At 71.6% G+C, this 18,493-nt stretch carries 20 protein-coding genes; 13 read left to right on the top strand and 7 right to left on the bottom strand.

Annotated elements, in window-relative coordinates:
• Positions 1 to 183: 183 nt before the first annotated feature.
• The gene (locus tag E9998_RS10935) at positions 184 to 2,112 is read left to right on the top strand and encodes a glycoside hydrolase family 26 protein (protein ID WP_136529742.1); all 1,929 of its coding nucleotides are present in this window, start codon (positions 184 to 186) and stop codon (positions 2,110 to 2,112) included.
• Here the strand turns inward: E9998_RS10935 and E9998_RS10930 are convergent.
• Genes E9998_RS10930 through E9998_RS10920 form a run of 3 tightly spaced genes read right to left on the bottom strand, consistent with a single transcriptional unit; the run spans position 2,099 to position 3,491 of the window.
• Positions 2,099 to 2,698 (bottom strand): DNA-3-methyladenine glycosylase, encoded by a 600-nt coding sequence (locus E9998_RS10930; RefSeq protein ID WP_204745383.1) that lies wholly within the window; start codon positions 2,696 to 2,698, stop codon positions 2,099 to 2,101. The two genes, E9998_RS10935 and E9998_RS10930, sit on opposite strands and share 14 nt — an antisense overlap.
• Entirely contained in the window at positions 2,695 to 3,264 is a 570-nt protein-coding gene (locus E9998_RS10925) for a DUF3515 family protein (RefSeq protein ID WP_158299776.1), read from the bottom strand. The genes E9998_RS10930 and E9998_RS10925 overlap by 4 nt, the downstream gene beginning before the upstream one ends.
• On the bottom strand, positions 3,258 to 3,491 hold the full coding sequence (locus E9998_RS10920; protein ID WP_136529739.1) for an Lrp/AsnC ligand binding domain-containing protein: 234 nt from the start codon (positions 3,489 to 3,491) through the stop codon (positions 3,258 to 3,260). The genes E9998_RS10925 and E9998_RS10920 overlap by 7 nt, the downstream gene beginning before the upstream one ends.
• Before the next feature lie 143 nt (positions 3,492 to 3,634).
• Here E9998_RS10920 and E9998_RS10915 point away from each other — a divergent pair, with 143 nt between their 5' ends.
• Positions 3,635 to 4,588, top strand: a complete 954-nt coding sequence (locus E9998_RS10915) for a thiamine-phosphate kinase (protein ID WP_136529738.1) — start codon at positions 3,635 to 3,637, stop codon at positions 4,586 to 4,588.
• 297 nt (positions 4,589 to 4,885) lie between these two features.
• Here E9998_RS10915 and rpmB read toward each other — a convergent pair whose 3' ends face one another.
• The gene (rpmB, locus tag E9998_RS10910) at positions 4,886 to 5,077 is read right to left on the bottom strand and encodes a 50S ribosomal protein L28 (protein WP_030157716.1); all 192 of its coding nucleotides are present in this window, start codon (positions 5,075 to 5,077) and stop codon (positions 4,886 to 4,888) included.
• A gap of 399 nt (positions 5,078 to 5,476) precedes the next feature.
• On the opposite strand from rpmB, the gene E9998_RS10905 reads away from it, so the two are divergent.
• The 9 genes from E9998_RS10905 (at position 5,477) to rnc (ending at position 14,269) form a co-directional block, all read left to right on the top strand.
• The gene (locus E9998_RS10905) at positions 5,477 to 6,646 is read left to right on the top strand and encodes a hypothetical protein (protein ID WP_136529737.1); all 1,170 of its coding nucleotides are present in this window, start codon (positions 5,477 to 5,479) and stop codon (positions 6,644 to 6,646) included.
• 165 nt (positions 6,647 to 6,811) lie between these two features.
• Positions 6,812 to 8,404, top strand: coding sequence for a DAK2 domain-containing protein (locus E9998_RS10900; protein ID WP_136529736.1), 1,593 nt, complete (start codon positions 6,812 to 6,814; stop codon positions 8,402 to 8,404).
• The gene (locus E9998_RS10895) at positions 8,401 to 10,548 is read left to right on the top strand and encodes an ATP-dependent DNA helicase RecG (protein WP_136529735.1); all 2,148 of its coding nucleotides are present in this window, start codon (positions 8,401 to 8,403) and stop codon (positions 10,546 to 10,548) included. Before E9998_RS10900 ends, E9998_RS10895 begins: the two co-directional genes overlap by 4 nt.
• A 69-nt stretch (positions 10,549 to 10,617) precedes the next feature.
• On the top strand, positions 10,618 to 11,190 hold the full coding sequence (rsmD, locus tag E9998_RS10890; RefSeq protein ID WP_136529734.1) for a 16S rRNA (guanine(966)-N(2))-methyltransferase RsmD: 573 nt from the start codon (positions 10,618 to 10,620) through the stop codon (positions 11,188 to 11,190).
• On the top strand, positions 11,187 to 11,675 hold the full coding sequence (gene coaD / locus E9998_RS10885; RefSeq protein ID WP_136529733.1) for a pantetheine-phosphate adenylyltransferase: 489 nt from the start codon (positions 11,187 to 11,189) through the stop codon (positions 11,673 to 11,675). Before rsmD ends, coaD begins: the two co-directional genes overlap by 4 nt.
• A gap of 98 nt (positions 11,676 to 11,773) precedes the next feature.
• Positions 11,774 to 12,283: a hypothetical protein gene (locus tag E9998_RS10880; protein WP_136529876.1), complete on the top strand. Its 510-nt coding sequence runs from the start codon at positions 11,774 to 11,776 to the stop codon at positions 12,281 to 12,283.
• Between the two features lie 381 nt (positions 12,284 to 12,664).
• Positions 12,665 to 13,234, top strand: coding sequence for a YceD family protein (locus tag E9998_RS10875; protein WP_136529732.1), 570 nt, complete (start codon positions 12,665 to 12,667; stop codon positions 13,232 to 13,234).
• Positions 13,235 to 13,366: 132 nt separating this feature from the next.
• Positions 13,367 to 13,540, top strand: coding sequence for a 50S ribosomal protein L32 (gene rpmF / locus E9998_RS10870; RefSeq protein WP_136529731.1), 174 nt, complete (start codon positions 13,367 to 13,369; stop codon positions 13,538 to 13,540).
• Between the two features lie 12 nt (positions 13,541 to 13,552).
• Entirely contained in the window at positions 13,553 to 14,269 is a 717-nt protein-coding gene (gene rnc / locus E9998_RS10865; protein ID WP_136529730.1) for a ribonuclease III, read from the top strand.
• 51 nt (positions 14,270 to 14,320) lie between these two features.
• Here rnc and mutM read toward each other — a convergent pair whose 3' ends face one another.
• From mutM to E9998_RS10850, 3 genes are all read right to left on the bottom strand, one after another.
• A complete protein-coding gene (mutM, locus tag E9998_RS10860) occupies positions 14,321 to 15,151 on the bottom strand; it encodes a bifunctional DNA-formamidopyrimidine glycosylase/DNA-(apurinic or apyrimidinic site) lyase (RefSeq protein WP_136529729.1) in 831 nt (276 codons plus the stop codon).
• A 49-nt stretch (positions 15,152 to 15,200) separates the two neighbouring features.
• Positions 15,201 to 15,824 carry a helix-turn-helix transcriptional regulator gene (locus tag E9998_RS10855; RefSeq protein WP_240037582.1) on the bottom strand — a complete coding sequence of 208 codons (624 nt, stop codon included), beginning with the start codon at positions 15,822 to 15,824 and terminating at the stop codon, positions 15,201 to 15,203.
• Positions 15,825 to 16,004: 180 nt separating this feature from the next.
• A complete protein-coding gene (locus tag E9998_RS10850) occupies positions 16,005 to 16,736 on the bottom strand; it encodes a CAP domain-containing protein (RefSeq protein ID WP_136529727.1) in 732 nt (243 codons plus the stop codon).
• Positions 16,737 to 17,084: 348 nt separating this feature from the next.
• On the opposite strand from E9998_RS10850, the gene E9998_RS10845 reads away from it, so the two are divergent.
• Entirely contained in the window at positions 17,085 to 17,273 is a 189-nt protein-coding gene (locus tag E9998_RS10845; RefSeq protein WP_136529726.1) for a hypothetical protein, read from the top strand.
• Positions 17,274 to 17,509: 236 nt separating this feature from the next.
• Positions 17,510 to 18,493, top strand: a 984-nt coding sequence (locus tag E9998_RS26740; RefSeq protein ID WP_275669502.1) for a chromosome segregation SMC family protein, incomplete at its 3' end; no start/stop codon positions are given.

The raw sequence follows: 18,493 nt of genomic DNA, 5'->3' as shown, positions 1-18,493 counted from the left end.
TGGATCTCGCAGAAGTAACGAGCGATGGCTCGAAAAGGTGACGGCCGCGCCGCGCCCTCGGGCCCGGCGGCGCGTTACTGGGGTTGTGTTTGCGCGAGCGAACTAGTAGAAACCAGATTGTTCGCTAATATCATGATTCGCGTCATTTGAGACCAAGTCATATTAGACGGAAGAAGGTGGACGATGAGCGAGCCGGAGCAACAGCGACTGCCGCTGAGGACGGGCCGCGGCGTCGTGACCCTCCTCGCGGTCCTCCCGCTGGTCTTGGCGGGGTTCGTGATCGGGTACGGCGTCGGTTCGGGGGACCGCCTCGGACCCGAGGCCCCGAGCGCGTGGGAGGGCGGCGACGGCACGGTCGACCACCGCCCCCTCGCCGCCTCCTTCGTCGCCACCGAGGTCGACGAGCCCGCGCCCGAGGCGCCCGCGGCGCTGCCCGTGGGCAACTCCGAGGACCTCGGGATCGCCGTCACCCACCTCCAGTTCGCCCTGGACGAGTCCACGGTGCGCCCCGACCACACCGCCGAGCTGCGGCTGCCGGTCGCCGTCCCGCCCGACTCGGAGGGCATGATCGTCGAGGTCGCCTCCGTCCACCCGGTCGACTGCCTGTGCGACCTCACCGCGGCCACCGCCCCGCCCTACGGCACGGTCTGGGACGTCGCCGAGATCGATTCGTCCACCGAGGAGATCGTCTTCGACGTGACCGGCGCGATCAACGCGCCCGGCCGGTACGGCTTCGCCGTCACCACGCCCGACCGCAACGCCTACTTCGAGCTCGAAGGCGTCGCGGACGGCTCCGGCCCCGCGCTGCGGACCGTCTCGGTCCCGGTGCCGCCCACCGATCCGGTCCCGCCCACCGCGCCGGCCCCGCACCCGGGCTACGACCCGACCGCGACCGCGACGCCGGGCGAGTCGCCCTCGGACGCGCCGTCCGAGACCCCGAGCGAGAGCCCGACCGCGTCGGACTCCCCGAGCGAGAGCCCGATCGCGTCGGACTCCCCGAGCCCGAGCGACCCGCCAACCGGCCCGCCCGTCGACCCTGCCGACGCGCCGAGCTCGACGCCCGCCGAGGACCCGAGCCCGGTGCCCGGGCTGCCCGCCGACCCGACCGGGCCGCCCGCGCAGCCCGTGGCCGAGTCCGGGCAGGCCGAGGACCAGCTGAGCACCTGCATCACCGGTGAGAAGCTCGTCCCGACCTGCGGCGCGCTCGTCGGCGTCGCGCCCGCGGCGCACACCTCGCTCGACAAGGAGGACGCCCTCCTCGACTTCGAGCGCCGGGTGGAGCACCCGCAGCAGATCTACCACGCGTACGAGCGGGGGACCTCCAAGCTGTTCCCCACCGACGCGCAGATCGCGCTGACCGAGGACCCGGACAACCCGCGGACGCTGTTCCTCAACTGGAAGCCTCAGGGCGCCACCTGGGCCGAGATCGCCGCGGGCGACCCGGACACGGACGCGTTCCTCGACCGGATCGCCGAGCACCTGAAGGCCGACTTCGACAAGCCGTTCTTCTTCACCGTCCACCACGAGCCCGAGAACGACGTCGTCCAGAAGAAGGGCTCGGGCATGGAGGCCGCCGACTACGCCGCCATGTACCGCCACGTCATCGAGCGCCTGCGCGACGCAGGCGTCGACAACGTCGTGTCCGTGATGAACTACATGGGCTACCTCAAGTGGGTGCAGAAGCCCTGGCACGAGGACCTGTACCCGGGCGACGACGTGGTCGACTGGATCGGCCTGTCCGGTTACGGCCAGTCCCTCCACGACGACGGGCGCTCCGACTTCGGGGAGATCGTCGACCAGACCAGGGGCGAGATCGCCTGGCCCGGCTTCTACCACTGGATCGCCAAGGAGCACGGGGACAAGCCGATGATGCTCGCCGAGTGGGGCGTCTTCCACGAGTCGGAGTACCCCGGCCACCAGGCCGCGGTGTTCCAGGCGGCGCGCTACCAGATGGCGCACTACCCGCGGCTGAAGGCGATCGTGTACTTCGAGACGCCGAAGGACTCCAACGGGGGCCGAAACTCCGAGGTGCACCTCGACGACGACACGCTGAAGGCCTTCCGGGAGCTCATGCGCTCCCCGTACTTCGACGTGCGGCTCAGGCTCGACTGACCTGCGGGCTCGCGGGCGGCGCCTTCGGATGGCGCTTGTACGGCGACACGAACCGGTCGTCCGCGAGCCAGAACCGCCACGGCGTGTCCGCGGCCTTGGAGACGCCGGTGCGCGGACCGGACAGCACCCGGGCCGCGGCCCCGGGTCCGCCGACGGACCCGACCATGTCGCGGCCGTCGTCGGACCGGTCCCAGCCCAGCGCCTGCGCCAGCCTCGCCGGTCCCCGCGCGAGGTCGCGGTCGGCGCAGTTCGCGCCGCGCCGGGCCCTCGCCGCGTCCGCGCCCGCGACGACCTCCCCGGCGCGCAGCAGCACCGCCGCACCCGCGCCGGGCACGCCGCAGACCAGGTTGGCGCAGTAGTGCATCCCGTAGGTGAAGTAGACGTAGAGGAAGCCCGCCGGGCCGAACATGACGGCCGTGCGGGCGGTCCTGCCGCGGAAGGAGTGCGAGGCCGGATCGTCCTCGCGGTACGCCTCGACCTCCGCCAGGCGGATCGTGACGCCGTTCGCGGTCACCGTGCGGCCCAGCAGCTCGGGAGCCACTTCCACCGGGTCCCGGGAGAAGAACGAGCGCTCGGGCGCGCTCACTCGCACCCGGTCGGCGCGTCCTCGGCCGTCTCGATCTTGTCGGCGATCACCGTCGACAGGTCGTTGAGCACGTCCACCGGCTGGTCGACCTCCTCGGGAACCGACACCGACACCGGCACCGCCCGGTCGAGCGTCACCCAGTCCAGGCCCGCCTCGTCGGAGTACCAGCACACGCCGTTGAGCTTGAAGACCGCCGCGGTGTCCTCCACCGCGACCGGCTCGGCCCCGCAGGTCGCCACCGTCGCCGGGTCGCCGTACGCCATGACCGCCTCGGCCGCGCCGGCCCCGCCCTCGACGGGGCGGGCCTCCAGGCCGCCGGCCTCGTGCGGGGCGGTCGCGGTGAGTGCCAGGCACACCACCGCGTCCTCCTCGGACAGCTCGGGGACCGCGACGGTCACCGGCGAGAGGTCCTCCTGCACCAGGACGTCGCTCTCGGCCGCCGGGGCGATCGCGTTGAACACCAGCACGCCGGCGACGACGGCCACCGGCACGGCCACGGCGGTCGCCACGACCGCCGGGAGCCGGGACTTGCCCTTAGAGACCACCAGGACCGCGCCCCTCAGCACTTGAGAATCGAACAGGTCAGCGTGCGGGTGATGCCCGCGACCCGCTGGATTTTACCGACCACCGCCGCGCTGAGCAGATCGGCGGTGGCGGCCTCGGTGAGGGCCACCACGTCGTACGGTCCCGCGACCGAGTCGACCCGCACCACGCCCTCGATCGCGGCCACGGCCGCGGCGACCTGATCGGCCGTCCCGACCTCGGTCTGGATCAGCATGTACGCCTGTACCATCACAGGCCTCCTCAGCAGCCGGGCGGCCACGGGGACCGGGGGACGAACCCGACACGGGCGGGCCTGACGCCTTCCCGATCGCCGTTGCGCGAAGATAACCCAGTGTGCCACCGACCTTCAAGCGCCCGAGGACTGATCCGAACGTGAGCGAGACCGTCGCCGAGGTCGGCGAGTTCCGACTGATCGAACGCTTCACCCGCCATTTCGGGACCACCCCGGCCGTCGTGCTCGGACCGGGCGACGACGCCGCGGTGGTGGCCGCGCCCGACGGGCGCGTCGTCGCCTGCACCGACATGCTCGTCGAAGGCCGGCACTTCCGCCGTGACTGGTGCTCGGCCGCCGACGTCGGCCACAAGGCCGCCGCCGCGAACCTCGCCGACATCGCCGCCATGGGCGCCCGCCCCACCGCGCTCCTCGTCGCGGTCGCCGCGCCCCAGGACACGCCCGCCGAATGGCTCGAAGGCCTCGCCTCCGGCCTCGCCGCCGAAGCCGCCGCGACCTCCTCGGCCGTCGTCGGCGGCGACACCACCAGAGGCGACCAGCTCACCGTCACCGTCACCGCCCTCGGCGACCTCGAAGGCCGCGAACCGGTCACCCGCGCCGGCGCCCGCCCCGGCGACACCCTCGCCCTCGCGGGCCGCACCGGCTGGGCCGCCGCCGGCCTCAACATCCTCTCCCGCGGCTTCCGCTCCCCGGGCGCCCTCGTCGGCGCCTACCGCCGGCCGCAGCCGCCCTACGCGGCCGGACGCGACGCCGCTCTCATGGGCGTGAACGCCATGATCGACGTCTCCGACGGCCTCCTCGCCGACCTCGGCCACATCGCCGCGGCCTCCGGCGTCTCCATCGACGTCGACGCCCCCTCCCTGCCCATCCCCGAGACCATGCGCAACGCCGCCGAAGCCCTCGGCTCCGACGCCCGCCGCTGGGTCCTGACCGGCGGCGAAGACCACGCGCTGGCGGCCACCTTCGCCGCCGACGCGATCCTCCCCGAAGGCTGGAGAAGCATCGGCACCGTCGCCGAAGGCACCGGCGTGACAGTGAACGGCCGCCGTTGGACCGGCCCGACCGGCTGGGACCACTTCGCCGAATCGACCTGACCGACCTGCGGGAACCGAACGAGAGCACCGGCCAGGTCGCCAGAGCCCCGTTGGGGGGGGTGTGGGGCGGGGGAGCGGTGGGCGAGAAGGGGTTCTCCCACCCAGGGTGGGTAAGCAAAGCACCCTTCCGCCACTTTCACGCCCGGGTGCGACATTTTCGCTGCTCCAGCTCGAATCTGTCGCGTGAATCACAGGCGGCGCGGGTCGCTTGGGCTGCGACGTACGACCTTCCTGCGGGGACGACAAATCGCCGCCGGGGAGAACCCCGGCGGCGTAAGTCTTTCGCGGCGTCAGCCCTTAGCGGGTGACCTTGCCGGCCTTGATGCACGAAGTGCAGACCTTGGCGCGGCGCTTGTTGTCACCGGAGCCGGTCGCGATGCGGATGGTCTGCAGGTTCGGGTTCCAACGGCGGCGGGTCTTCTTGTGGGACCACGGGACGTTGTTGCCGAAGCCCGGGCGCTTGGCGCAGACTTCACACACGCTCGACATAATCCATAACTCCTGCATTGACGTTCAATCGGCCCGCCCGGACGGCGGACAACCCGGCAATTCTAACGGACCCCGGAGACCCGCGGCCATCCAGGTGGCGGGACCTGCGCCACAGCGGCTGCCGGTCCGTGCCGGGCACCGGGCGCGTCGCCGCGGGACCGGGCCCCCGCGCGCCCGCCCCCTGCCGAGTTCACCGGGGCGATGCGCGTGCGCCGCAAGCGGTCCCGAGCCCGGATTGCACCGATCGCTCGGTCCTCCCAGGACGCTCGGGGGCAGCTCTGTACTGTGGCGGCTGCCGCGGGCGGCTACGGTCGGTGACTCTAGGATGGGCGGTAATCCCGTAGGCTGGCCGCATACAAGTGATGTGCCGATGCCCATATATTCTTTGGTGAGTCGAACATGAGCAACACCCCGCAGCAGCCCGCCGACGGCTGGCAGCCCTCGCAGCAGCAACAGCCTCCGGTGTACCGCCCCCAAGAGCAGCCGCCGACCGAGGAACCGCCGCCGTGGTCGCCGGAGAGCCAGCGCATGTCTCCGATGAGCCAGCAGGTCCCGGTCGAGGACGTCGACGGGACCGTCAAGTACGTGGGTGCCCCCGGCGCCCCCTCCCCGCAGTACGGGCCGCCTCCCGGCGTCCCCGTCTCCCCCTTCGACGCGCCCCCGCAACCCCACCCGGGGATGCCCGCGGCGCCGTTCGACGCCCCGCAGCAGTATCAGGCGATACCCGCCTCGGACCCGTTCGGCGGCGGCGGCGGGATGCCCGTCTCCGGCATGCCGGTCTCGGGGATGCCGCCGGTCTCCTCGATCCCCGCCTCCGGAATGCCCGTCTCAGGGATGCCGGGCCAGCCGCCCTACGGCCAGCCTCCTTACGGCGGCGGCCAGTTCGGCCCGCAGGGCGGCCAGCTCGTCCCCGTCTCCGGCGGCGGCGCGCAGCCGTGGGGCGCCCCCGACGCCATCCAGCGCAAGAAGAAGGGCGGCAAGGGCCTGATGTGGCTGCTGCTCGTCGGAGTGGTCGTCATCGCCGCGGCCCTCGGCGTCGGCGGCTTCGTGCTCTTCGGTCCCAAGGACGGCGACCCGGACGCCCAGCAGACCGGCACGATCGAGTCCCCGGAACCCGCGCTTCCGGCCGATGTCGTCGTCGCGAACGACGCCTCCGGCCTGAGCGTGCTCACGACCTCGGCCTGGGCCGAGAACACCGAGATCCCGGGGGTCTTCGAGAACGCGACCGGCACCGCCGTGGACGAGGGCGCGGCGTCGGCTTACGTGGGCGTATTCGACCCCGCGCAGTTGGGCGTCACCGAGGAGTCGAGCCTCCCCGAACTCAGTGAGGCGCTCGGACTCAAGGTCGCCGAAGGGCTCGGCGGGGAGGTCGGCGGCGACGTCGCCACCACCTCGTACCGCGTCGACGCGCGATCGGCCGAGTTCCGGTCCTTCACGGTGGGTGACCAGACCGTGTTCACGGCCATCATCGACAGCGCCGACGGCTACCTCGGCTTCGTCGGCATCGCGAGCGGCGACCACGTCGGCGCCGTCGAGGCGATGCGATTGAGCCTGTCCTTCGGTCCCTGACCGATCGGGCGCGTGAGCGCCGCATGAACGGCCCCCGGGAGTCCGGCCGAGCGATCGGCCCGACTCCCCGGGTTCGTTCTCGGGGCCGACCCGGCGGCCTCCGCGCTTCCCCCCATTGCGCCGGGTACTACCGCCGGTCGCGACCGAGGCGTATCCTCATGGCCCGTGGTGGAAATCCCTGAGACCGGACGCCAGGCCCTGGACGCGGACGTCATGCGCGAATGGGCCGCGCGCGGCATCGACACGTTGACACGCCACCGGCGCGGCGTCGACGAGCTGAACGTGTTCCCCGTCGCCGACTCCGACACGGCCACGAACATGCTCGCGACCCTCCAGGCGGCCTTCCAGGGCGCCACTCCCGGGCTCGGGCTCGAAGCGCTCCTTGACGAGGCCGCGGGTCGGGCGCTGCTGTCGGCGCGGGGGAACTCGGGGGTGATCCTCGCCCAGATGCTCCGCGGGCTCGCGGACGCGTGGAACGGCGACGAGATCGACGCGAAGGGCTTCGCGGGCGGCCTGCGCACGGCCACCGACGCCGCGACCGCCGCGGTCGCCGTCCCCACCGCCGGGACGATCCTCACCGTCGCCGAGGCGGCCGCCTCGGCGGCCGCGAAGGCCGCCCCGTTCGGGTTCGTCTCGGCCGCGCGCGCCGCCGCCGAGGCGGCCGCCGAAGCGGTGGCCGCGACCCCGGGCCAGCTGCCCGCACTCGCGCGCGCCGGTGTGGTCGACGCCGGGGGGCTCGCACTGACGCTCCTGCTCGAAGCACTGGTCGAGACCCTCACCGGGTCGGTGTCGACCGGCGCACTCGACCTTCTCGAACGCCACCGCGTCCGTGCGGTCTCCGAAGTCGAGGAGGTCCCGCGCGAGTCCGGTTCCGAAGCGTTCGGGTACGAGGTCCAGTACCTGCTCGAATCGAACGCCCCGGCCGCCGCCGAGCTGCGCCACCGGCTCACCGACCTCGGCGACTCGGTGGTCATCATCGGCTCGCGCGCCGCCGCCGACGTCACCACGTTCAACGTCCACGTGCACGTCAACGACATCGGCGCCGCGATCGAGGCGGGCATCGAACGCGGGCGGGTGCACCGCATCTCGGTGACCCGTTTCGACGACACCGCGCCCCCGCGCCCGGCCCGCGCGGACCGGCCCGCCACGCCGCGCACCGTCCTCGTCGCCACCGCGGCCGCCCGAGTCCGCGAGTTCCTCGACCGCGACGGCGCCACCACCACCGGGCCCGACCGCGTGCGCGAGGCCCTCGCGGCCGTGCGCGCCGCAGGCGGCCGGAGCACCGTCGTCCTCGCCGACGGACCCGACGCCGCCCGCGCCGCGCGAGAGGGCGCGCAGGGCGCCCGCGGCGACGGCTACCGCGTCACCGTCATCCCCACCGGATCGGTCGTGCAGAGCCTCGCCGCGCTCGCCGTCCACGACCCCGAACGCCACTTCGACGACGACGTGGCCGCGATGGCCGAGGCCGCCGCCGCCTGCCGCACCGGAGAGCTGCGAGCCGAGGCCGAAGGGGTCGCCGTCGTCGTCGGCGAGGCCGACTTCGGCGTCTTCGACACCGCCCGCGAGGCCGTGCGCGACCTCGCCGACCGGCTGTGCGCCGGCGGCGCCGAACTCCTCACCGTCCTGCCCGGCGCCGGGTCGGACACCGAAACTGTCACAGCCTTGAGCGATCATGTCCGCGAGGCGTGGCCGCTGGTGGAGGTCCAGCAGCTGCCCGCCGGAGACGACGAACCGCTGCTGCTGATCGGAGCCGAATGACCATCGGCCTGGAGACCCGCCTGCGCGAGGTCCTGGACAAGAAGTCCGCGGAGAAGCTCGCCGAGGAGCTGGGCCTCCACACCATCGGCGACCTCCTCGGCCACTACCCGTTCCGCTACATCGGCCAAGGCGAGCGCCCCGACCTCGGCCGCCTCGCCATCGGCGAGGAGGTCACCGTCTTCGCCGAGGTCCGCGCCGCCGTCGCCCGCAAATACCAGCCCAAGCGCCCCGGCCAGAAGGCCCGCCGCGCCGAACGCCTCGAAGTGGTCATCGCCGACGAGGACGGGCGCACCCTCACCCTCGTCTACTTCAACCAGCCCTGGCTCAAAGAGCACCTCACCGCCGGCAAGCAGGGCCTCTTCGTCGGTAAGGTCGGCCAGTTCAACGGCCGCCTCCAGCTCAACTCCCCGCAGCACTTCCTCGTCGACGAGTGGAACGTCACCAGCGGCCTCCTCCCGGTCTACCCCGGCACCGCCGAACTGCCGTCCTGGAAGATCATGAAGGCCGTCCACACCGTCCTCGGCCTCGTCCCCGACCTCGCCGACCCCCTCCCGTGCGAGCTGCGCTCGCGCCTGGGCCTCCTCGGCTACGGCGAAGCCCTGCACCGCATCCACCGCCCCGAGGACCACGAGGTCCTCGGCGCCGCCAAGAAGCGCCTCAAATGGCAGGAGGCGCTCGTCCTCCAGACCGTGCTCGTGCGCCGCAAGGCCGCCGCCGCCGACGAGGCCGCCGACCCCTACCCCGCCGGAGGCGCGATCCTCGACGCCTTCGACGCCCGCCTGCCGTTCACCCTCACCGACGGCCAGCGCGAGGTCGGCGAGGAGATCGCCGCCGAACTCGCCGCCGAGCACCCGATGCACCGCCTCCTCCAAGGCGACGTCGGCTCCGGCAAGACCCTCGTCGCCCTGCGCGCCATGCTCCAGGTCGTCGCCCACGGCGGCCAGGCCGCCCTCCTGGCCCCCACCGAGGTCCTCGCCGCCCAGCACCACCGGTCGATCGCCGAGATGCTCGGCGACCTCGCCCGCGGCGGCGAACTGGGAGCACCGCAGGAAGCGACCCGCGTCGCCCTCCTCACCGGCTCCGCCACCGCCGCCCAGCGCCGCACCGTCCTCGACCTGATCAAGACCGGTGCCGCCGGGATCGTCATCGGCACCCACGCCCTCCTCTACGACGGCGTCGACTTCGCCGCCCTCGGCCTCGTCGTCGTCGACGAGCAGCACCGCTTCGGCGTCGAGCAGCGCGACGCCCTGCGCGCCAAGGCCGAGCACACCCCCCACACGCTCGTCATGACCGCCACCCCCATCCCTCGCACGGTCGCGATGACCGTCTACGGCGACCTGGAGACCAGCCGCCTCACCGAACTGCCCGCCGGACGCATCCCCATCGCCACCCACGTCGTGCCCTACACCGACCAGCGCTGGATGCAGCGCACCTGGACGCGCGTGCGCGAAGAGGTCGCCGCCGGACGCCAGGCCTACCTCGTGTGCCCACGCGTCGGCGGCGACGAGGAGGACGACGCCTCCGCCGAGCGCCGCCCGCCCCTGGCCGTCACCGACACCATCGAGTACCTGCGCAACGGCCCCCTCCAAGGCCTGCGCCTGGGACTGCTCCACGGCCGCCTCGACGCCGACGAGAAGGACCGCGTCATGCGCGCCTACGCCGCCGGCGACCTCGACGTCCTCGTCGCCACCACCGTCATCGAGGTCGGCGTCAACGTCCCCAACGCCACCGCGATGGTCGTCCTCGACGCCGAACGCTTCGGCATCTCCCAGCTCCACCAGCTGCGCGGCCGCGTCGGCCGCGGTGCCCACGCCGGACTGTGCCTCCTCGTCTCCGAGGTCCCCGAGGGCACCACCTCCCGCGAGCGCCTCGACGCCGTCGCCTCCACCACCGACGGCTTCGCGCTGGCCGAGCTCGACCTGGAGCAGCGCCGCGAGGGGGACGTGCTCGGGGCCGCGCAGTCGGGCGTGAAGTCGCACGTGCGGCTCCTGTCGCTGCTCAAGGACGCCGACATCATCGCCGCCGCGCGCGCCGAGGCCGCGTCGCTCATCGCGGCCGACCCGGACCTGAAGGCCGAGCCCGCGTTCGCGGCGCTCGTCGACGACCTGGCCGCCGACCGCGGGGAGTACCTGGAGAAGGGCTGAGGCCTTCGCGCCCCGCCGCCGCGTCGAGGGCGCGCGCGTCCGGCGGAGTCGGATTACAGTAGGGCTCAAATGACTAGGATCATCGCCGGCAGCCTCAAGGGCCGCCGCCTCGCCACGCCCCCGGGGGACCGCACCCGGCCCACCTCGGACCGCGTCCGGGAAGCCCTGTTCAACTCGCTCGCCCCCGGCGGCGACCTCGACGGACTGCGCTTCGCCGACCTCTACGCCGGCTCCGGCGCGGTCGGCATCGAGGCGCTCTCGCGCGGCGCCGCCGCGGCGCTGTTCGTGGAGTCGCACGCCCAGACCGCGAAGCTGCTGCGCGGCAACCTCGCCGATCTCAACCTCGCCGACCTTGGCGCCGCTGGCGCCGAGGTGGTCTGCGCGCCGGTCGAGAAGGCCCTCCAGCACGCCCCCGCCGCGCCGTACGACATCGTCTTCGCCGACCCGCCCTACGCCGTCACCGACGCGGAGGTGGGCGCGGTCCTCGAAGCGCTCGTCGCGAACGGCTGGCTCGCACCGGACGCCGACGTGGTCGTCGAACGGGGCGGAAAGGACGCCTCGGTGCCCTGGCCGCCCCAGATCGCAGAAGACCGCGTCCGCCGCTACGGCACCACCGCCCTTTGCTACGGTCACGCCCTGTGAAACCTGAAGCGCGAATCGCCGTCTGCCCGGGGTCATTCGATCCGGTGACGTACGGTCATCTCGACATCTTCGGACGGTCCGCCCAGCTGTACGATGAGGTGTGGGTCGCGGTCTTCCACAACGCTTCCAAGAACGCGCTGTTCAGCGTCGAGGAACGCGTGGAACTCCTCCGCGAGACCACCCGGGACCTGCCGAACGTGCGTGTCGCCTCCTTCCAGGGCCTGGTCGTCGACTTCTGCAAGGAGCACGGCGCCGGCGTCCTCGTCAAGGGCGTCCGAGCGGTCTCGGACTTCGACTACGAACTACAGATGGCCCAGATGAACTACGGGTTGGGAGGCATCGAGACGGTGTTCATTCCGACCAACCCCCTGTACTCCTTCCTGTCCTCCTCGATGGTCAAGGACGTCGCGAAATGGGGCGGCGACATCACGCCCCACGTGCCGCAGATCGTCCAGACGCGACTCGTCGAACGACTACGGGACTGAATTCCGGCTCGAAAGCACCGTCATAAGCCGGATCAACCACGTTTCCAACCCTCATCCGGGACAATGTCCCCATGAATGACATCGACGGGAGCAAATCGGTGGGTGCGCTCGACCGTATAGAAGAGATCATCGCCTACGTGGAGCAGGCCAAGGCCGTTCCCATGTCCCGAGCCTGCAAAGTGGACCGGGCCGAGATGATCGCCATGCTGGAGGAACTCCAGAACGAACTCCCCGGCGACCTCCGCCGCGCCGAGGCCATGCTCCAGGAGCGCGACAAGATCATCGACGCGGGCGAGCGCGAGGCCGAGCGGATCATCGCCGAAGGCGAGTCCGAGCACGCCCGCCTCGTCTCGCGCCACGAGATCACCGTCTCTGCCGAGCACGAGGGCAACCGGATCGTCACCGAGGCCCGCGGCGAGGCGCAGCGGCTGCGCGACGAGGTCGACGAGTACGTCGACACCACGCTCGCGAACTTCGAGCAGTTCCTCCACCGGGCCCTCTCGGGCGTCGAGCGCGGGCGCGACAAGATGCACACCCTGCGCGAGATCGGCACCTTCACGCCCCAGCAGGAGCAGTTCGAAGAAGAAAAGCCGCTGCCGCAGATCTAGGGCGCGCCCGCCGGACCGGCCGCTCCGATCTGACCGCCTGCGGCGACGCCGCGGGCCGAGACGGCAGGGCCGCAGACGACAGCGCGCTCGGGGGGATGCTCCGAAGCGGTCGTAGACGCGCATCTCGCGGACCGCGCGCCCGGGGGAGGCTTGCGAGCCCGGGTGCGGCCGGGTCTGCCCACCCTTGGGTGGGTAGACCCACCTTTCCCCTCGGGTCCGACAGAACCGGCGCCCGGCGGCTCCCGGTATCGCCGAACTCACACCGCCCGGCGGCGGCCTCCCCGCGGCGACCTGCGTTGGGAGCGACCGCGTCGCTGATGTAGCATTACCGGTCGGCCTCGATCGAGGCGCATCTCCCTGACGAAGGACCGCAGTACACCCATGACGACGACCGCTCCCGACCCCGCCGCGCCGCTGGTGTTCGACACCGCGGTGCTGGGGCGCACCTCGGGCACGACGATGCACGTCGCGCGCGAGATCGCCGCGCCCGAGGCGTACGGCCTGGAGGTCTACGCGGTGCAGCGGTCCTCGGTCATCGACCTCGACCTCCACCTGACCGCGGTCAGCGAAGGCGTCCTCGCCGACGCCGAGGTCGAAGCGGTCGCGGAAGGCGAGTGTGCGAGGTGCCTCGCACCGGTGCAGGACACTCTCAAGGTCCACGTGCAGGAGCTGTACGCTTACGAAGGCTCCGTCACCGATGCGACCACCGATGCCGACGAGATCATGCGGCTCGATGGGGACCTGCTCGATCTGGAGCCCGCGGTTCGGGACGCGCTGGTGCTGGCAATGCCGGTCACTCCGCTGTGCCGACCCGACTGCCCGGGGCTGTGCGCCGACTGCGGCGTCCCCTGGGACGACCTGCCCGAGGACCACGGTCACGAGATCGTGGACCCCCGTTGGGCGGGTCTGGAGAAGCTTCGGCTCGCCGACACCGACGGCGAATCGAAATAGCATGGCCTCGGCGAAGCTTGCGAGCCGTAAATGAGCACGATCTCGGCGAAGCTTGCGAGCCGTAAATGAGCACGGTCTCGGCGAAGCCCGCGAGCCGTGAATTTGCACAGCGTATAGGTATGGAGTTCTGAAGTGGCTGTTCCGAAGCGTCGTATGTCGCGCAGCAACACCCGGCACCGTCGGTCGCAGTGGAAGGCTGCGCCGATCCAGCTGGTCGAGTGCCCGCAGTGCCACGCCAAGAAGCGCGGCCACCAGGTCTGTGAGGTCTGCGGCACGTACAAGGGCCGCCAGGTCCTCGAAGCCTAAGTCCTCCCGCGCATGGGCGACAAGGCGATACTGCATTTCGAAGCGGTGTTCGGGGTTCGAGATCTCGACCCCGAGCTGCTGCGCCTCGCCCTGACCCACCGCTCCTACGCCTACGAGCACGGCGGACTGCCCACCAACGAGCGCCTGGAGTTCCTCGGGGACTCCGTGCTCAGCCTGGTGGTCACCACCGCGCTCTACCAGGACCACCCGGACCTGCCCGAAGGGCAGCTCGCGCGCCTGCGCGCGTCGGTGGTCAACATGAAGGCGCTGGCCGGTGTGGCCCGCCGCATGGGCGCGGGCGGCATCGGCCCCCACCTCATGCTGGGCAAGGGCGAGGAGACCTCGGGCGGCCGGGGCAAGAACTCGATCCTCGCGGACGCGGTGGAGGCGCTGCTCGGCGCCGTCTACCTCCAGTACGGGGTCGAGGTCGCCAAGCGCGTGGTGCACCGCTTCTTCGACCCCCTCATGGAGGCGGCCGCGGGGCAGGGCGCGGCGCTGGACTGGAAGACGAGTCTCCAGGAGCTGACGGCGGACGCGGGGTTGGGCGTGCCCGAGTACCGGATCAGCGAGTCGGGACCCGACCACGCCAAGGAGTTCACCGCCTGGGCCGTCGTGGCCGGCGAGGAGTTCGGCGAGGGCACCGGCGGTTCCAAGAAGGACGCCGAGCAGATCGCCGCCAAGCTCTCCTGGCAGGTCCTGTCCGAGCGACTGGGCGTCAAACAGCGATAAGACACGACACGAGGGGCGGCACCGGTTTCCGGTGCCGCCCCTCGTTCGCGTTCAGCGCTGGCATTTCGGGCAGTAGTGGGCCGAGCGGTCGCCGATGACTTCGCGGACGATGGGGGTGGCGCAGCGTTTGCAGGGTTGGCCGGCGCGGCCGTAGACGGCCAGTTCGCGTGCGAAGTAGCCGGCTTCGCCGCGGGCGTCGACGTAGAGCTCGTCGAAGGAGGTGCCGCCGACCGCGAGAGACTCGGTGAGGACGTCGCCGACGTGGCCGAGCAGTTCGAGGGCCTTGCGGCGGGTGAGGGAGTCGCCGGTGCGGCGCCCGCGCAGGCGAGAGCGCCAGAGCGCCTCGTCGGCGTAGATGTTGCCGACGCCGCTGATCCAGGTCTGGTCGAGCAGGGCCTTCTTGACCTCGATGCGCCGGCGCAGGAGCCGGTCGGCGCTCAGGCCGGGGTCGAAGGCGGTCTCGAAGACGTCGGGGGCGATGTGCGCCACGGTCGCGGGCACCGCGCCGTCCATGTCGACCAGGTCCCAGTACCCGAAGGTCCGCTGGTCGATGAACCACAGCTCGCGGTCGTCGCTGAAGCGCATCCGGCCGCGCAGGTGCTTGTGGGCCTCGCGGCCGTCGGTGACGACGTGCAGCTGCCCGCTCATCCCCAGGTGGCACACGAGCGCGCGGCCGTCGTCGAGGCCGAGCCACATGAACTTGCCGCGCCGTCCGCTGCCGGTGACCTCCAGGCCCGCGAGGCTGCGCTGGAAGTCGGCGACGCCGGTGGCGTGGCGGCGCACGGTGCGCGGGTTGTAGACCTCGACGGCGCTGATGCGGCCGCCGCGGAAGGCCGCGTCGACACCGCGGCGGACCGTCTCGACTTCGGGTAGTTCTGGCACGGTTCAAGTATGCCCAGGGGCGGCGCCCGCGCCGCCCCTCGGGCGCCCTTCAACTGAGCTGCGGGTGCTTCTCCCTGACGGTGTCGATGCCGTAGTTGATCGCGAAGGCGATGGCCGCCAGCCGCGAGTTGACGCCCAGCTTGCCGAGCACGTTCTGGACGTGCGAGCGGACGGTGGAGACCGAGACGCCCATCTGCGAGGCCATGTGGCTGGTCGGTTCGCCGCGCACTATGCGCCGCAGCACGTCGTCCTCGCGGGGCGTCAGGTGGTGCGCGAGTTCGAGCGCGTCCTGGTCGCCGAGCAGCGGCGCGGGCTGGAGCGCGGCGCGCAGCAGTTGCGGGTCGTAGTACGGCGGGCTCGCGAGGCCGCAGTCGATGGCCTCGAGCAGGTCGTCGGGCATGATGTGGGTGTTGGCTATCCCCGCGGCGGCGACGGAGACGGCCTTGCGCAGCACCGAGCCGTCGTCGCGGTCGGTGATGAGGAAGACCGGCCGCTTGCAGTCGGTCAGCACCCGGTTCCGGGAGACCGCCTCCAAGGCGACCAGGCAGCAGTCGATCTGCGCGTCCGCCCCCGCGAGCGCCCTGGCGCTGCGGGCTTCGACGGGGATGTCACCGCGTCGGTGGAGCAGCGGCCGGATGCTGGCGGAGAACACCTGATTCGGGTCGTACAGCATGACACGCACGGTTGGCACCTCGTCCTTCAGGTTTTTCGGTCGCCTCCCCAGATGCGCGCCCGTTCAGGCGGCCATCCCAGCATGACTGTTGGTAATCGCCCAGTCCAGAGTTGAGTCGGATGGACGACAGTAAGAGGTAGCGGCGAGGTTCACCTGCGATAATGCGGTGCCTATTGCGGACTAGCCGAAGTTCTGGACCCAGTAGAGGGTGCCGTCCCGGTCGGCCACGCCGATGCCGATCACGTCGTAGCCGCAGTTCAGGATGTTCGCGCGGTGCCCTTCGGAGTCCATCCAGCCCTGCATGACCGCTTCGGCGTCGGGGTAGCCCGCGGCGATGTTCTCGCCGACGCCGCCCTGGTAGCCCTGCTCGGCGGCGCGCTCGGTGGGGCCGCGCCCGTCGAGCGAGGTGTGGGAGAAGTAGTCGTTGGCGGCCATGTCCTCGGCGTGGAGGCGCGCGGCGGCGTCGAGCTTGGCGTCGCGTTCGAGGGCGCCGCAGCCGGCGTCGGACCTGTTGGCGTTCACCAGGTCGAGCACGGCGGCCTCGGCGTCGGCGTAGGGCGCGTCGCTCCCGCCGTCGTCCCCGCCTCCGTCGTCGCCGCCGCCGGAGCCGCCTTCGTCGGCGTCGTCTTCCTCTTCGGCCGCGGCGGTGGTGGCCGCCTCGGTCGTGGGGGCTTCTTCGGCGTCCTGGGGCCGGATGCCGGCCTCCTGGAGGTCGGCGAGGAGGGGCGCGGGATCGGCGGCGGCCGCGGTGGTCGGGCGCTCGGCCGCGGCGGGCTCGCCGTCCAGTGGCGAGTCGAGCGCCCACAGTGACGTCGCGGCGGCGGCGAGGGCGAAGGTCGCCAGGATCGCAAGGAACATCCGGCGGCGGCTCTCGGCGGGATCGCGGTGGCGCCCGCCCTGGAGTCTGCGCATGGGGTATGGCCTCGTCACGGGGGGTTACGTGTGCGTTATTCGCATTTGCCGCGCACCCTACCAGGTTCGGGTCCCGAGCGCATCGGGCGCAGGCGCGCAGCGGGCGTGATGTACCCCCGCAGGTGTGACCCCCGTCGAATTCGGTGCGCAAACGATGTGCAAAGCTTGACGAAGACCGCCGATCAGGCGGATGATGTTGAGAGACGGCCAGTGTTCACGAGCCGTGCTCCACTGGTCCGGCGAGGGGCAATCGGCCCCGGCGGCTAAAAAAATTCACTCAGCTAGATGCGACGTTATTCATGGTGCGTACGCCAACGCCACCGAACGACGCGATCGCAAGGAGAAACCATGGCGAAAGCCCTCTACGGCCACATCGGCCAGGCTCCCGACAAGCGCCTGCTCGAAGAAGTGGTCCAACTACGCGCGCGAGTACGCAATCTCGAGACCGAGCTCGCCGAGCTCCGGTCCCGGGAGGACGAGATCGAGCACGGACACGTCGAGGAGTTGATGCGGCTGCAAGAGCCCGCATTGACCTGACGTTCCGTCACTCGCGACAAGTGAACACCAGCGCGCCAGCTGCGAGACGGCCGGCGCGCATCGCCATGTCCGGGCCCGAAATCACCTGTTCCGCCCCTGAAGCTCGGGCCATCCGCCCCGACGGGGCCGCGGTTCGTCCCCTTTGGGGCCTTTGATGTACCCGGTTCGGTCACACCGGCCTTGTAGGCTGGGACGGTCCCGTACCACGCCGACGCACATCGAGCCCGGAGCGACCGTTGTACCTCAAGAGCCTCACGCTGAAGGGCTTCAAGTCCTTCGCCTCGGCCACCACCCTGCGCTTCGAACCGGGGATCACCTGCGTGGTCGGCCCCAACGGCTCCGGCAAGTCCAATGTCGTCGACGCCATCGCCTGGGTCCTCGGCGAGCAGGGCGCCAAGTCCCTGCGCGGCGGCAAGATGGAGGACGTCATCTTCGCCGGCACCACCGGCCGCCCCGCCCTCGGCCGCGCCGAGGTCACCCTCACCATCGACAACTCCGACGGCGCCATCCCCATCGACTACTCCGAAGTGTCGATCACCCGCCGCATGTTCCGCTCCGGCGAGGGCGAGTACGAGATCAACGGCGACCGCTGCCGCCTCCTCGACGTCCAGGACCTCCTCTCCGACGCGGGGATCGGCCGCGAGATGCACGTCCTCGTCGGCCAGGGCAAGCTCGACTCCTACCTCCACGCCCGCCCCGAGGACCGCCGCGCCTTCATCGAGGAGGCCGCCGGGGTCCTCAAGCACCGCAAGCGCAAGGAGAAGGCCCTCCGCAAGCTCGAAGGCATGCAGGGCAACCTCGACCGCCTCGCCGACCTCACCGGCGAGCTGCGCCGCCAACTCAAGCCCCTCGGCCGCCAGGCCGAACTCGCCCGCCGCGCCCAGACCATCCAGATGGACCTGCGCGAGGCCCGCCTGCGCCTCCTCGCCGACGACCTCGCCTCCCTGCGCGGCAACATCGCCAAGGACCTCGCCGACGAAGAGGCGCTCAACGAGCGCAAGGCCGTCCTCGCCGACGAACACGAGCGCCTCGCCGCCCAGGTCGGCGAAGTCGACGCCGCCCACACCGCCGACAAGCCGCGCCTCGCCCGCCTCCAGGAGACCTGGTACCGCCTCCAGGCCGTCGCCGAGCGCCTGCGCTCGACCGCCCAGCTCGCCGCCGAGCGCCGCCGCTACCTCTCCGAGGAGCAGGACGACCGCGCCGGACGCGACCCCGAGGTC

Source organism: Glycomyces paridis (genome assembly GCF_004912155.1).
Lineage (GTDB): Bacteria > Actinomycetota > Actinomycetes > Mycobacteriales > Micromonosporaceae > Glycomyces > Glycomyces paridis.
This window is presented reverse-complemented; position numbering and strand designations above follow the sequence as displayed.

Excerpts from the sequence above, each read along its gene's own strand:
- E9998_RS10935 (WP_136529742.1), top strand. The coding sequence starts at position 184 with ATGAGCGAGCCGGAGCAACAGCGACTGCCGCTGAGGACGGGCCGCGGC.
- E9998_RS10920 (WP_136529739.1), bottom strand. The coding sequence starts at position 3,491 with ATGGTACAGGCGTACATGCTGATCCAGACCGAGGTCGGGACGGCCGAT.
- rpmB (WP_030157716.1), bottom strand. The coding sequence starts at position 5,077 with ATGTCGAGCGTGTGTGAAGTCTGCGCCAAGCGCCCGGGCTTCGGCAAC.
- E9998_RS10905 (WP_136529737.1), top strand. The coding sequence starts at position 5,477 with ATGAGCAACACCCCGCAGCAGCCCGCCGACGGCTGGCAGCCCTCGCAG.
- E9998_RS10895 (WP_136529735.1), top strand. The coding sequence starts at position 8,401 with ATGACCATCGGCCTGGAGACCCGCCTGCGCGAGGTCCTGGACAAGAAG.
- rsmD (WP_136529734.1), top strand. The coding sequence starts at position 10,618 with ATGACTAGGATCATCGCCGGCAGCCTCAAGGGCCGCCGCCTCGCCACG.
- E9998_RS10875 (WP_136529732.1), top strand. The coding sequence starts at position 12,665 with ATGACGACGACCGCTCCCGACCCCGCCGCGCCGCTGGTGTTCGACACC.
- rnc (WP_136529730.1), top strand. The coding sequence starts at position 13,553 with ATGGGCGACAAGGCGATACTGCATTTCGAAGCGGTGTTCGGGGTTCGA.
- E9998_RS10855 (WP_240037582.1), bottom strand. The coding sequence starts at position 15,824 with ATGCTGTACGACCCGAATCAGGTGTTCTCCGCCAGCATCCGGCCGCTG.
- E9998_RS10850 (WP_136529727.1), bottom strand. The coding sequence starts at position 16,736 with ATGCGCAGACTCCAGGGCGGGCGCCACCGCGATCCCGCCGAGAGCCGC.
- E9998_RS10845 (WP_136529726.1), top strand. The coding sequence starts at position 17,085 with ATGGCGAAAGCCCTCTACGGCCACATCGGCCAGGCTCCCGACAAGCGC.